Annotated in this window: 6 protein-coding genes, 4 pseudogenes and 1 riboswitch; of the genes and pseudogenes, 6 read left to right on the top strand and 4 right to left on the bottom strand. The window is 40.7% G+C overall.

The genetic code is table 11. From position 1 onward, the window contains the following. The first annotated feature begins 287 nt into the window (after positions 1–287). The 5 genes from QWY16_RS11280 to QWY16_RS11260 all read left to right on the top strand — a co-directional run bounded on the left by QWY16_RS11280 (position 288) and on the right by QWY16_RS11260 (position 9,902). Complete coding sequence (locus tag QWY16_RS11280) at positions 288–1,874, top strand: sensor domain-containing diguanylate cyclase (protein WP_300989319.1); 1,587 nt, start codon at positions 288–290, stop codon at positions 1,872–1,874. Positions 1,875–2,054: 180 nt separating this feature from the next. Next, positions 2,055–2,897, top strand: a complete 843-nt coding sequence (locus tag QWY16_RS11275) for a WxL protein peptidoglycan domain-containing protein (protein ID WP_300989318.1) — start codon at positions 2,055–2,057, stop codon at positions 2,895–2,897. Between the two features lie 973 nt (positions 2,898–3,870). After that, the gene (locus QWY16_RS11270) at positions 3,871–5,967 is read left to right on the top strand and encodes an EAL domain-containing protein (RefSeq protein WP_300989317.1); all 2,097 of its coding nucleotides are present in this window, start codon (positions 3,871–3,873) and stop codon (positions 5,965–5,967) included. Between the two features lie 121 nt (positions 5,968–6,088). Beyond that, positions 6,089–7,471 (top strand): diguanylate cyclase, encoded by a 1,383-nt coding sequence (locus tag QWY16_RS11265; protein WP_300989316.1) that lies wholly within the window; start codon positions 6,089–6,091, stop codon positions 7,469–7,471. A gap of 922 nt (positions 7,472–8,393) precedes the next feature. After that, positions 8,394–9,902, top strand: coding sequence for a DUF1846 domain-containing protein (locus tag QWY16_RS11260; RefSeq protein WP_300989315.1), 1,509 nt, complete (start codon positions 8,394–8,396; stop codon positions 9,900–9,902). A gap of 374 nt (positions 9,903–10,276) precedes the next feature. Here the strand turns inward: QWY16_RS11260 and QWY16_RS11255 are convergent. The 4 pseudogenes from QWY16_RS11255 to QWY16_RS11240 all read right to left on the bottom strand — a co-directional run bounded on the left by QWY16_RS11255 (position 10,277) and on the right by QWY16_RS11240 (position 12,167). Then, positions 10,277–10,887 (bottom strand): annotated as a pseudogene (locus QWY16_RS11255) (FMN-binding negative transcriptional regulator). 27 nt (positions 10,888–10,914) lie between these two features. Then, a pseudogene (locus tag QWY16_RS11250) lies at positions 10,915–11,307 on the bottom strand (GNAT family N-acetyltransferase); the annotation flags it as partial. Beyond that, positions 11,292–11,576, bottom strand: a pseudogene (locus tag QWY16_RS11245) (ECF transporter S component); the annotation flags it as partial. The pseudogenes QWY16_RS11250 and QWY16_RS11245, both read right to left, overlap by 16 nt. Position 11,577: 1 nt before the next feature. Beyond that, positions 11,578–12,167 (bottom strand): annotated as a pseudogene (locus QWY16_RS11240) (YkoF family thiamine/hydroxymethylpyrimidine-binding protein). Positions 12,168–12,258: 91 nt separating this feature from the next. After that, positions 12,259–12,364, bottom strand: a riboswitch (TPP riboswitch). Between the two features lie 489 nt (positions 12,365–12,853). Here QWY16_RS11240 and QWY16_RS11235 point away from each other — a divergent pair. Beyond that, positions 12,854–14,140 (top strand): L-lactate MFS transporter, encoded by a 1,287-nt coding sequence (locus tag QWY16_RS11235; RefSeq protein WP_300989314.1) that lies wholly within the window; start codon positions 12,854–12,856, stop codon positions 14,138–14,140.

Here is a 14,140-nt window from a genome sequence, read left to right as displayed (position 1 = left end):
CATAAAAAACAACTTAGTTTATTTTTAAGTAATTTACCAATTAAATATTTATCGAAATTGACTAAATTTCTGATTTTTTTACGCCATTTCATCTAATTTTTAAATTTGAACAATCCAAATATTTCCTTGCACATTGTTTTCTACCTATATAATTTAAATTGTGAAATCTATATACTGAAGATATTATAATCGAAAACAAGTACATTGAACTATAGATTTCTATATATTCATATTTCAAAAGTTACAATTATATGCAATATTTTTGAATGAATAAAGGAGATATTTAAATGAAGAAATTAATCAATACCCGCAAAATGAACTTGGCGACCTTGCTGACTGTACTTGTAGCTGCTTCTGTCATTCTCACTTTGCTCATCCTTACCGTCTCGTTTCATCAGTCCAATAAGGAATCGTTGATGGCCACTTATTTATCCCTCAATTACTCCAAAGCGGATAAGATGAGCCATTCCGTTGAATCATTATTCGGTTCGATGAGAACCAATTTGGAATCCACGGTCGAATTCCTTGAAACTCACGAGGACATGACGGATCAGGAAATCCACGAGCAATTAGAACTTCTGCGAACAAGCAGCGGGTATTTCAACTCTCTGTCATGGGTGGATGAAACCGGACTTGTTCGAACAATCAGTCCTGTGAGCGTCGGATTGGAAGGGACAAAAATAACGTCTGGAGTAACAAAAGATGTGCTGGACTCGAAAAAGCCAGGAGTGACAACGCCGTATTTTGGGCCGACTAGACGCTTGCTCATCTTGATGAACCAACCTTTTTACTCAAAAGATGGAACTTATCGAGGGATGATTGGCGGAACGATTTATCTTCAAGAGGAAAACGTCTTGAATCACATCCTTGGAAATGATGCGGTTGAAAAATATGGCTCCTACTATTTTGTTGTTGGTCCGAAAGGGACCCTCTTGTTCCATCCGGAACGTAAATTGATCGGAGAAAGCGTCTATCAGAATCCGATCGTTCAAAAATTAACCCATGGAAAAAGCGGAATGGAATTGGTTACCAATACGAAAGGGATTCCGATGCTGGCCGCTTACAGTTATGTACCGGGAGCAGGATGGGGGATTGTGCAGCAAACCCCTTATTCGTCTGTGCACGATTTGTTGATGGATCAGCTTCAACAATTGCTGCTGAATGGGTTGTTGCCATTTCTGCTGCTGCTTCTTTTGTCGATCTTTATCGCTCGCAAGTTGGCAGCTCCCTTTATCCGGTTGGCTGACCTGGTCAACCGATTGGCTGAGGGAAAGGAGGTTTCTCAGCCCCTCCGGGATAAGCTAATGGAGCCGCATTGGAACCGGGAAGCCGACCTCCTGACAAAAAGTGTAGCCATCGCCCTTGACCTACTGGAAAAAAACAACCAGGAGCTTACTCAGTCCGCGCTCACTGATTCATTGACCGGGTTGCCGAACCGACGGAAATTGGACGAAGTGTTAAACCGCTGGGCAAGCGAAAGGCAGCTTTTTTCGCTGCTGGTGTTGGATATCGATCACTTTAAATCCATTAATGACACATATGGACATCAAATGGGTGACGAAGCCTTAAAAACGATGGCAGCGATGATTCAAACCATCATCCGGAAACAAGACTACTGTTTTCGCTATGGAGGAGAAGAATTTGTCCTTCTTCTGTCGGATACCGATGCTTTAGGAGCTTCTCACTTAGCGGAAAAGATCCGCGAAAGAATAGAAGGTATTCAGATTATTCCAGGAAAAACGGTCACCGTGTCACTCGGACTTTCAGAATTTCCGACTCATGCCAGTTCGGGGGACGAACTTTTTCGATTAGCGGATCAAGCATTATACGAATCAAAGTCAGGAGGAAGAAACCGGATTACAATTTCCTCTTAATCAAAAGCAGGAGAAGCTTGCTTGTGAATGAAAGGTTATATAAAAAATTTTATGCTTTTATTAAGGTCTTGTTCCGTATTCTGTGCGACCTACGCAGATTCGGGCAAGGTTTTTTTATTATGGCTGCCATGCCCGTATTTCAATCGTGTATGTCACTGCAGGCGAGTACTGAATTCCCAGTTGAAGCTCCAAAATAACGAAGACACGCCGATTACGGTCCGGGTGGAAAAAGCCAATGCCTATACGAATCCGGCCGGCGGCATCTTTTACGATGAAAGTGTCGATTCGGAAGATACGATACTGCTGGAGGATGCCATTCTGCTAGCAGATGCTATGAAAACAGAAGAAACGGTGACCATCCCGGCAAACGACTCGATGGATTTGCCGATCCAAGTGACGGTGCCGGAAACCGATGCCCAAACGATCCTTGGCGGCATCCAAGTGACACAAGTGGAAGAAGCCGTTGAAGAGGAAGGCAAAGAACTTGGGAAAGACGAAGCGAACTTTGTGATGAAAATAGAGACCACTTATGCCCTCGCCATCCAATTGAACCTGCCGACCAACGCGGAACCGGATTTTTCAACAGGAAAAGCCGGATTTACTGCGCCTACTGCGCAAGTGTATTTGGAAACGATCAACGATGCGCATTTGATCCAAGGTGATGTCGAGTGGACCTATTCGGTTTTGGACAATACCGGAGCTGAGCTTTTCGGCGGTACTGTCACGACGTTCAATATGGCTCCGAAATCGAAGATCCGTTTTCCGTTTGCCTGGAACCATGAAGAACTTAAAGACGGCAATTACACTTTAGTGGCAAACGGCCATGCCGGAGACCAGGTGATTGAAGTGGAAGAACCTTTTGAGATTTCTAGCGAGGAAGTTGCGGAATATGCCGAAGTCGTTAATCCAACAGCCGTTGTAGAAGAAGATGCCGGAATCCCAATGTGGATCTGGATTAGCATCGCAGTCGCCTTTGGGATGATCATGTTCTTGCTGGGAAATAGAAGAAAGAAGAAAAATTGAACTAATTGAAGCTAGGGGGGAATAATCGGGGAAGAAAAATGACTTAATTTTTTTCAGATGCTTCACAAGGAAATAATGAACTACTCAATTATAATAGCGGCAGTTATGAGTTAACATATACGGGGTTATCAGAAGTAGCAGGAATTTAAATAGCAAAATACAAAGGGGAAGGGCGATGCCGATTTAGCATTGCTCTTCCTCTTCTGTCTGTATAAGTGTACTTTTACGAACAGTTTATACTTAAGGATTTGAGCCGAAAAAACATTAACACAGAAAAAACCCCAATAATAGGACAGCTAAATAGTCCCTATTATTGGGGTTTTTGTTTGCTCAAGTTAGTACATCACTTCTAGGAAAAGAGATTGGAAAAACTCCCCTCAAAGTAGTCACACTTTTGGAGTGTGAGTATCTGTCTGAGACCGTCAATATTTATGTGTAATAGATAAATTCTATTCTTGCGCTTGTAACACTTTTTTTCGATCTTGTTGGAGAACTCAAGTAAATTAATGGAATAGATGCTTACCGAATAAACTTTGGAATGTTATAGAAGATGGTAATACGGTGATTTGATCTCGATGAGTCCGTTACTTTCAGATAACGCTTTTCCTTATGTGATGTCACTTAGATAAATAGAAAACTGGGGCTTTTAAAAACATTTTTTCAATATATAACTTATTAGGACTTTATTAGTGGTATTGTTAATTCTGCATTCTATTTTATTTATAAAATTGTTAAATAGTGTTAATTTTATAAAAAGTTTACTGTGTAAATAACTTTACTAAAGGAGTTAAATAAATACGATGGAACACATATTAGTTATACATTGGCAGGTTTTACTTGTTTTATTCTCACTCATCATTCTCTTACTTACTTCATTTACGGCGTTTAACATTGATGCAAAATTATTTCTTACAAATAAGTTAAAAAAAGTATCGGCACTTACTCTTGGAGAATTACTAATGGATGAAAAAAATTGAAACCCATACAACCTTTGAATTATACAGACTACTTAACTGGATTACCGAATAGCAATTTTCTAAATAAACGTTTAAAAGAATTGGTACATGACAAAAATGAAACTGCTATTTTATTGTTAGAATTAGAACGAATGAACAATATCAGAGACTCGATGGGACAAGAATCGAGCAATTCAATTATTCTTCTTGCTAGCGAACGAATAAAGATGGTTTTAGGTGCAGATAGTATTTTAACACGATGGCAAGAAGATAAATTCGTTATTCTCTTAACAAATACAAATGTTAAACGAGCCGCAAAAATCGCAAAAATAATTTTAGAAGTCATAGCTCAACCTTTAAAAAATATTCACCATGACATGTATGTCAATCCGAGTATAGGCATAAGCATGTATTCTAAAACCAGTAATACTACTGAAATATTATTGGAAATGGCTAATTCTGCTCTACATTATGCAAAAAAGCATGGAAATAACAGTTATCACTTTTATACTTCTGACTTGGATGAGAAAACGCGAGAAGGTTTAGAGCTTGAAATGGAACTCTACAGAGCAATTGAACTTGACCAACTGACGCTTCATTACCAACCCCAACTTCATTTAAGTACAGGAGAATATATTGGAAATGAAGCACTGATTCGATGGAATCATCCAAAAAGAGGAATGGTTTCCCCTATGCAATTCATTCCAATTGCTGAAGAAACGGGGCTCATTATTCCGATTGGGGAATGGGTATTGAAAACGGCGTGTGCACAAAATAAAAAGTGGCAGTTAGCTGGATTTCCTCCAATGGTTATCTCAGTCAATCTTTCCTCACGGCAATTTTCACAAACAAATATCGTTGAAGTTGTGGAGAGGATACTATCTGAAACAAACTTAGAGGCCAAATATCTTGACCTCGAAATTACAGAGAGTATGACAATGGACGTCGAAAGTTCCATTAAAAAATTACATGCATTAAAGAAAATAGGGATAAAAATTAGCATCGATGATTTTGGCACAGGTTACAGTTCCCTTTATTATTTGAAAGAATTTCCCATAGACCGCCTGAAAATAGATCAGTCCTTCATTCGTGACTGCCACCTTGATCCGAGCAATGCGACCATTGTGAAAACAATTATTTCAATGGCCAATCACTTGAGCATTCAAGTGATTGCAGAAGGTGTCGAGACGAAAGAGCATCTAGACTTCCTTCAAGAGAACTTGTGTGATGAAGTTCAAGGTTATTTGTTAAGTAAACCTTTGCCGGCGAAAAGTTTAGAACTGAAATTTCCTGATTTACACAAGAGCATTAGAAGTCATGGACTTACAAGTGAGATAAGTCAACGGTTATGGTTAGAAAGAGAACTAATATTGACTAAGCAAGAATTGCAAGAAACCTTTCGACAACAGGACGGCCTAATATTTAAATTTAAATACAAAGATGGGAATTTCATTCATACCCTATGCGATGGAGAACTACTGTATCGATTAGGATTAACTCCAGAACTGGTGATAGGCAAAGAACTTGCGCAGATTTTCCCTTATGAAAAAGCAATCGATATAGAGCGGAACTATAGACTGGCATGGAAAGGAGAGCAAAATATTTCTTACGAAGGTGAGGAAAATGGAATTCACTACCTTGTAATTTTACGCTCGATAATTAGAAAGGGGAAGGTTGTGGAGGTCATTGCATCCTGCATCGACATAACACAACGGAAGCATGCAGAGATAGCCCTGCGGCATAGTGAAAACAATTACAGGTTAATAGCTGAAAATATTAGCGATGTCATTAATGTGGTAGATAAAAATGGTGTATTTCTTTATGCATCTCCGTCTAGTAAAACTTTAAAGGGAAATCTATCAGAACAATTAATTGGTTCTTCACTATTTTCATTCATATACCCGGATGATTTACGGTTGGTCAAAAGCGCTTTTTACGACATCATAGGGACTAAAAAATCGGATTTTGTTCAGTATCGTTACATTCACAAAAATAAAGCATTGATTTACTTAGAGGCAAAAGTTATTCCCGTCATCGGAGAAAATGGTGAAGTTGAACATTTAATCATTGTTGCAAGCGATATAACTAAACAAAAAAAGATGAAGATCCTCTGAGAAAAAGAGATAAGTGATCTGTGGATGGTTAAGAACATCACTATATTGAGTGAATTATTCCACTAATGCATTTAAAAAGAAGAAAAGTTTGACTACTGTAAAAAATGGAGTGGAATACTAGATGGGAAATGATTTTTACTTTCAAAAAAAAGAAAAAGCTGACCGCATAGCAGAATTAACTACTGCAACAAAAGAGCTTGCCTTTCAAACCGAAGAAAAAGCAGAACTTGCAGCAGAGTTAATCATCGCGAATAAAGAGCTTATCTTTCAAAATGAAGAAAAAGACAAACGCGCAGCAGAGTTAGTTATCGCAAACAAGGAGCTTGTTTTTCAAAATGAAGAGAAAGATAAGCGCGCAGCAGAATTGGTCATTGCGAACAAAGAACTTGCCTATCAAACCAAAGAAAAAGCTGAGCGCGCAGCAGAGTTAGTTATCGCAAACAAGGAGCTTGTTTTTCAAAATGAAGAAAAAGATAAGCGCGCAGCAGAATTAGACATTGCGAACAAAGAACTTGCCTATCAAACCAAAGAAAAAGCTGACCGTGCAGCAGAGTTAGTTATCGCAAACAAGGAGCTTGTTTTTCAAAATGAAGAGAAAGATAAGCGCGCAGCAGAATTAGTTATCGCAAACAAAGAGCTTGTTTTTCAAAATGAAGAAAAAGATAAGCGTGCAGCAGAATTGGTCATTGCAAATAAAGAACTCGTCTTTCAAACTAGAGAAAAAGTAAGTCGTGCAGCAGAGTTAATCATTGCAAATAAAGAGCTTATCTTTCAAACGGAAGAAAAAGCTGACCGTGCAGCGGAATTAATCATTGCAAATAAAGAGCTTGCCTACCAAACGGAAGAAAAAGCTGACCGTGCAGCAGAATTAATCATTGCGAATAAAAAACTTATCTTTCAAAGTGAAGAAAAAGCTGATCGTGCAGCAGAATTAATTATAGCGAATAAAGAGCTTGTCTTTCAGAATGAAGAGAAGGACAAGCGTGCGATAGAGTTAACTATTGCAAATAAAGAACTTGTCTTTCAAAACGAAGAGATCCTATATCTTAGCTACCATGACCAATTAACAGGTTTATATAATAGAAGATTTTATGAAGAAGAGTTAATAAGACTTGATACAATCAATAATTTGCCTCTGACTATACTAATTGGAGATGTAAATGGCTTAAAGCTGATCAATGATTCTTTTGGACATTCCATGGGTGATGTGTTACTGAAAAAATCGGCAGAAGTAATTAAAAGAGGCTGCCGCATCGATGATATTATCTGCAGAATCGGGGGGGATGAGTTTGTTATTTTATTACCTAAAACAGATTCTTCTGAAGCAAAAAATATCACCAAACGTATCAATGAAATTTCATTACTAGAAAAAGTCGGCTCAATTAGTATTTCTGTTTCTTTTGGTTATGAAACTAAGTACGATGTGGGATTGGAAATTGAAGAAGTTTTCAAAACAGCAGATAAAAACATGTATAACAATAAGCTTTTAAGAGTCGGAAAGTAAAGAACAACAATGATTATTTGAATGGTAGGGACGATTAATTTATGGCCAGTAAGAGCTTTGAATTTCATAGTAATATGCAAATAAATGTTAGAGAAAACATCCTAATATCGAGTAATTAGAGGAATGGTTAGTTAACATATGAAGGATTATCAGAAGTAGCAGTAATTCTAATAGCAAAATACAAAAGGGGAAGAGCAGTGCTGTCGGCACTGCTTTTTCTTATTGTCTATATAGGTGTGCTTTTAAGAACGTATTCTTATAATAGAATTAGATTTCATGAAGTCTCCTAATTATCTATGATACAATCAAAAAATGATGTAAGTCTGAATACTTGAATTTTATAAATTCTATTAGGAAGTGAAAAATGAGTGGAATAGAAGTGCTTTTCATTTTCAAGAATGAGCTTAGCAAATACTCTCCGGAACAGTTGCGGCACAACTCTCGAGAAGATGTGTGGTCCATTGGGCAGATGTATAACCATATTATATTATTTTAGTAGCGCAAGAGTAGCTCGGTAGTGTGGAAATTTGTGCTGTATCAACTAAAGGGTAGTCTTTAGGTAAAACTCCAGCTGGTGAGCAGTTATTCAAAGACGGTGGATTCCCGCCAATTAAAATTAGGCTTCCAGATGAAATGGATGCTCCTCCTAACAATTTGGATAGTAAAGAAGATTTGAAGGCAAGAATGGAAGAATTGATTGATAGGTTGAAGCATTGAGAATTGAAATTATCTTCAATGAATCCGGATTATAAAGTTAAACAGGGCGGATTCGGATGAATGAAACGATTGGACCGAGTTTCCTTTTTTTTTCAAAGCTTTATAATGATAAAAGATACATTTTAGTTGGTAGTTTCTCTTAAAGCGTTTTTATCTATCGGTTTAAGAGAAAGCTTAAAGTTATAGAAGGCGGGACGGAAAATAAATGAAAAAAATTGGATTTGATTCGGAGAAATATTTGCAAGAACAATCTGCCTACATCTTAGAACGGGTGCAGCAGTATGATAAACTTTACTTGGAATTTGGTGGAAAATTAATAGGCGACAAACACGCCAAGCGTGTATTGCCTGGATTTGATGAAGATGCCAAAATCAAACTATTGCATACGCTGAAAGAAAATGCGGAAATCATCATTTGTGTGTATGCTGGAGACATCGAACGAAACAAAGTCCGTGAAGATTACGGCATCACTTATGATCAAGATGTTTTGCGCTTAATCGATGAATATCGGGCATATGGCATTTCTGTCAACAGTGTCTTGATCACTCGTTATCAGGGACAACCAACAGTCAAAGTATTTATGACAAAGCTTGAGAGAAGTGGAATTAGCGTCTGTATTCACCGCGAAATCGAAGGTTATCCGACAAACGTGGACGCGGTCCTTGGGGAAGAGGGATTTGCGACGAATCCCTATATCAAAACGACAAAGCCAATCGTGGTAGTTACGGCACCTGGCCCGGCCAGCGGAAAGCTTGCCACCTGCCTTAACCAAATGTACCATGAGAATAAACTGGGGAATAAAGTCGGCTATGCCAAGTTTGAGACTTTTCCGGTTTGGAACTTGCCGTTAAAGCACCCGGTAAACATCGCTTATGAAGCGGCTACCGTTGATTTGAAAGATGTAAATATGATTGACAATTATCACTATGAAGCATACGGGAAAGTAGCGATCAATTACAATCGTGATATTGAGACGTTTCCTGTCATCAAACGGATTATTGAACGGATTACCGGCAAAGAGTCTGTTTACAGCTCACCGACTGATATGGGTGTTAATCGTCTGAAATCGGGCATCACCGACGATATGGTCGTGCAGGAAGCTGCCAAACAGGAAATCATTCGGCGCAGTTTCGTCGTAGAGAACGACTATAAAAAAGGGCTTGCTGATGAAGATAGTATACGCCACATGCAAGTGATTCTGGAAGAGACTGACTTAAAGAAAGAGGATCGGCCACCTGTATTGCCAGCCCGTAATTATGCGAAAGCGATCCAAGAGCAAATTGGCAGCACGAATTTACAAGCCGTAATTGCGATAGAACTGCCAAATGGTGAGATGATTACCGGTCGAACGACAACTTTGATGGATGCTTCGGCAGCAGCGATTCTGAATGGGTTGAAGAAATTGACCAATATTGCCGATGAAATTAATTTGTTGTCACCGATGATTCTGCAGACGATTCAACGGTTGAAAACCGATGATTTGAACAGCCGAGTTCCGACATTAAGCGCCAATGAAGTGCTGATTGCACTGGCAATCAGTGCGGTCACCAACCCTACTTCTGAGCTGGCTTATAAGCAACTTCCAAATTTAAGAGATACACAAGCGCATTCCACGGTTATATTGAATAGGGAAAACGAACAGACTTTTAAGAAGCTTGGAATCGACATTACCAATGATCCGGTATATCCAACTGAGAACCTGTATTACAATTAGGTTTTGGAAAACGCCTGCTTTTTTCTTCTTACATAGAAGCCTAAGGCAGATGTTTTTTCGTTTATAGAGTTTGCTAAAAAGGTGTAGTCTTCTTCTAATGAGAAGACTACACCTTTTTAGATTAATGGATTAACTGCCGGAATGTCTGTTGGAATCTATCAAGGACAAGTTTTAGCATGCTGGTGGTTAAGCACGGGAATGGCTTCCAACCGTGACACAGCAAGCTGTGAGTCCTCTCTCGGTCCGGACCAGCATCAAAGCTGCGGAACCCTAGAGGACATTTACGATATGTACTTAACCCGAATTATACGATATATTGTTGAATACTTCAAAGATAACAGGTAATCAGCAATCAGCAATCAGCTGGTGGTGTCTTACCGCCTGTTCTTCATCACTTGCGCCAATTGCTGTGCGGTCGGATCGTTTTCTTCGCCAAGTTTTTCGATGATATTCCGGTACTCTTCATCAGTGCGGTTTTGGCTTAATTTGTTGGCGGCTTGAACTTCCTGCACCTTGATTTTAAATCCAACAATGCCTTTTAGTTCTTTGTACAGCAAAGCGGGGAGAGCGTGTCCCACAAAACCGGCTGGTCGCGGTGGTGCTCGTATTTTTCCAATAATTTGGCCAGGTCCTGTTTCAATTCATCCTCTTCTAAAATACGGGCGGGCCCATATAGATGGACAGCTTGGTAGTTCCATGTCGGGACATTTTCCTTTTCATACCAGGAAGAGAAGATGTAAGCATGCGGCCCCTGGAACATGACCAGCACATCTTCCGACTCCGCGAACGTTCGCCACTGCGGATTGCCGTATGCCATATGACCGGTAATATAAAAATCCTCGTCTTCTCTTGTGAATTGCAAGGGCAAGTAGCTCGCTAAAGGTCTTCCTTTTTTTGTCGTGACAAGCGTTGCGAACGAATTCTTTTGAACAAATTCCCTTATTTCATCAAAATCACTGACTTTATAAAATTTCGGAATATACATGCTGATCCTCCTATCGGTTGGTATTTGAAGTGGTTTGACCATGATCAAATCGACTTGTTCATCTTCGCCCATAAAAAAAGAGTGGGAGCCCGTCTGGACAAATCCTTTTTTCTGATAAAATGCGATGGCATTTTCATTGGCTTCCCAGACGCCGAGCCAAATATTCTTTTTCTCTAGTGCGTCAGCAATTTTAAAGGCTTCATTTAACAAAAGTTTACCCAGACCATGTTTTTGGAATCTCTGTTTGAGATAAATCCGTTCGACTTCAAGAGAATCGCTGTCCATTGTTTCAGTCTGGGCATCATCGGTGTTGAGCTTTAAGTAGCCAGCCACTTCTTCATTGAAATAAATAAAAAAGAACAGGGAAGAAGGGTTGGTTATTTCCTTTTGCAATTGTTCTAAGTTATAGGCCCTTTCCAAATGAGCCGCGGTCCGCCGGCATGGCCGAGCATGACTTCAATGGCCGGCGCCATCGTTTCCGGGAAAAGGGCTGCTCCCGGTTTGCGGATGATGTACATGGAAATGATCGAGACGATAAACCAAATGCCGAACATCCACTCATAGGCGATCGGCCCGATCAAGCCGGCCCACATATTGCCGAGGTGAATAAACAACAAGTAGACGATGCCAAACACGACGGCAAACAAACTCATTAACACAATTTCTTTCAGTTTCCATGACTTCAGCAACTTATTCGCCTCCGTGGGAAGGACTGTTGATGCTCATCGACGCCGTCATCACCAGATGGCGGTGCTGTTCGGAGCGGGCATTTGTGAACGCTTCGTCGTAAAAAGCAAATACATCGTGGATATCGCCGTGGATGCCGCTCGCGTATGCATGGAATCATTAAAGACGCCTTCCTGTTTGGCGCGGTCGACTTCGCGGTAAATGACCGCCATGTAATCCGGGTTGTTCATCGGATACAGCGCAAACTGCGAAGAGACGTATTGCTTCGTCTTATCCGTGTTCAGCAGCTCATCGTCCCTTTCCAAAAAGACGTCGCCTGACGAATCTCCGGAGCAGCCGATGGGAAATGTGCCGTTCAACGCGACATGTTCGCCGGTTTTGGCGGCATGCAGCGTCATCGCTTTGGCCACATTGAAAACGTGGATTTGCTTGCCGCGGATGACCGTCGACACGTCATCGGTGTGCATCCAGACATTCGATGTATCCGTGTCGTTCAACGCCCCTTTAATTACTTGAATAAATTCTCCGGTCATCGGGTGCAGCGAAAAGCGTAATCCGACAATCGGGCTGATACCGCATTGCAATGGTTCCATATTCCAATTCCTCCTCGAAAATTTGCACAAAAAAAGCCGCATCCGCGAAGATGCAGCCAGTTCTATAAATAAATTCAGGATAGAATCATTTCAGAAATGCGCCGCACTTCCTCACGCTAGTATTATCTGGATCGAGTTATAAGGGATCGAAGCTTGCGCTTGCATCTCAGCTATAATGGGCACCCCTAGTGCAGAAAACGGTATGCGGTTTTTGTGTTCGGGTTGTCCCGATGAGTTCAGTGTAAAAGAAGCCAAGAGGGCAGTAAAGGAAAGATTCGAAATTTAAATAACGGCCTCATAACGCCATGCAACCATAAAAAAAGATTTTTTGACACCAGGAGTCAACTGTATAAATTACTCAGACAAATCTTTAAGGTCTTATTTCAAAATAATAATTACAGTCAACAATCAATTAAATGACTGAGTCCGTATTTTCGGCATGCGAAGCAGAATATAAGAGGATGAAAGAGAAAATAACTGTTTCGGACACTAAATAAAATAAAATTATAAAATTTTGTTTGTTGACTTACTAGCCTTAGGGCGGCAAGGGATTGAGAAGTTAAAATTATTGTGTAATACTATTGATTCGGAATAATAGATTGTATTTTCTCTAAATTATGTGTATTATCTTAGAATCGCTTCAAATTTAGCGAGGCAGATTCACTATATAAGAAGGAGGTCTATATATGAAAGGTTCGAAAAACAGGTGGCTGATCGCGCTGGCAGCCATTGCCATTCAATTATCAATCGGAGCTGCTTATGCTTATAGCGTTTATACAACGCCAATCAGCGAAGAAATGGGCTGGTCTCCAAAAGAAATTACATATGCATTTACTATCATGATGGCGCTTGGCGGTCTGTCAGCTGCATTTTTTGGTGGATTTGTCGAAAAGAAAGGCCCAAGAAAATCCGCGATTCTGGCGGCGCTTCTGTTTGGCTTTGGACAGGCGGGAGCCGGATTCGCAGTTCAAATCGACTCGCTTGTCCTTTTTCTTCTAACATATGGTTTGTTGAGCGGCATGGGTCTGGGTGTCGGTTACATTGCACCCATTTCTACGCTAATCAAGTGGTTCCCTGACCGCCGAGGAATGGCAACAGGCATGGCCGTCATGGGCTTTGGCGCAGGCGCATTAATTACTGCACCTGTGGCAGCCAGCTTGATGAATTCAGTCGGCGTCAGCAACACGTTCTATATTTTAGGAGTCAGTTACTTTATCCTGATTATTCTCGGCGCCGCCTATATTGCACCGCCGCCTGAAGGCTGGATGCCAAAAGGGATGCAGCAAGCTATCGATTCCGGCAAAAAAGTCATGAAAAAAGATTTGGCGCAATTGACGGCAAAAGAAGCCGTTAAGACACGCCGTTTCTGGATGGTTTGGTCGATGATGCTGATCAATGTCAGTGCCGGCATCATGATCATTTCAGTCGCTTCTCCAATGTCCCAAGAACTGGCCGGCTTAACAGCGGCAGGTGCTGCAACTTTAGTGGGCATCATGGGGATTTTCAATGGCGGAGGCCGCCTCGGTTGGGCAGCTATTTCCGATTACATCGGCCGTCCTGCTGTATTCACGACGTTTTTCGTCCTGCAACTGATCGCGTTCATCTTGCTGCCGAATATCACCAACATCTTGGTGTTTCAGGCCTTTATTTTAATCATTGTCAGCTGTTACGGCGGCGGATTTTCGAATTTGCCGGCTTTTGTCGGAGACTTATTCGGCACGAAACAGCTCGGTGCCATCCATGGCCTGCTATTGACAACATGGTCAATGGGGGGCATTATCGGACCTGCCATTGTGTCCCAAATTCGCGAACGGACCGACAGCTACATTCCGGTTTTCTATGTGTTCACCGTGTTAATCTCCATCGCTTTCGTGATTTCCTTATTGATCCGCAAGGATATTAAGCGGGTGGAAGGCAACTATGAAGAATCACGACAAGCGACAGGGCTAGACCTTCAAAGTGAAAACCAGTAA

Origin of the sequence: Planococcus shenhongbingii (assembly GCF_030413635.1) — a bacterium.
GTDB classification, from domain to species: domain Bacteria; phylum Bacillota; class Bacilli; order Bacillales_A; family Planococcaceae; genus Planococcus; species Planococcus shenhongbingii.
The sequence above is the reverse complement of the archived record's forward strand: the minus strand, read 5'-3'. Positions and strand labels throughout refer to the sequence as shown.

What these genes read in the sequence shown, in the direction of transcription:
- QWY16_RS11280 (WP_300989319.1), top strand. Translation starts at nt 288, where the DNA reads ATGAAGAAATTAATCAATACCCGCAAAATGAACTTGGCGACCTTGCTG.
- QWY16_RS11235 (WP_300989314.1), top strand. Translation starts at nt 12,854, where the DNA reads ATGAAAGGTTCGAAAAACAGGTGGCTGATCGCGCTGGCAGCCATTGCC.
- QWY16_RS11260 (WP_300989315.1), top strand. Translation starts at nt 8,394, where the DNA reads ATGAAAAAAATTGGATTTGATTCGGAGAAATATTTGCAAGAACAATCT.
- QWY16_RS11265 (WP_300989316.1), top strand. Translation starts at nt 6,089, where the DNA reads ATGGGAAATGATTTTTACTTTCAAAAAAAAGAAAAAGCTGACCGCATA.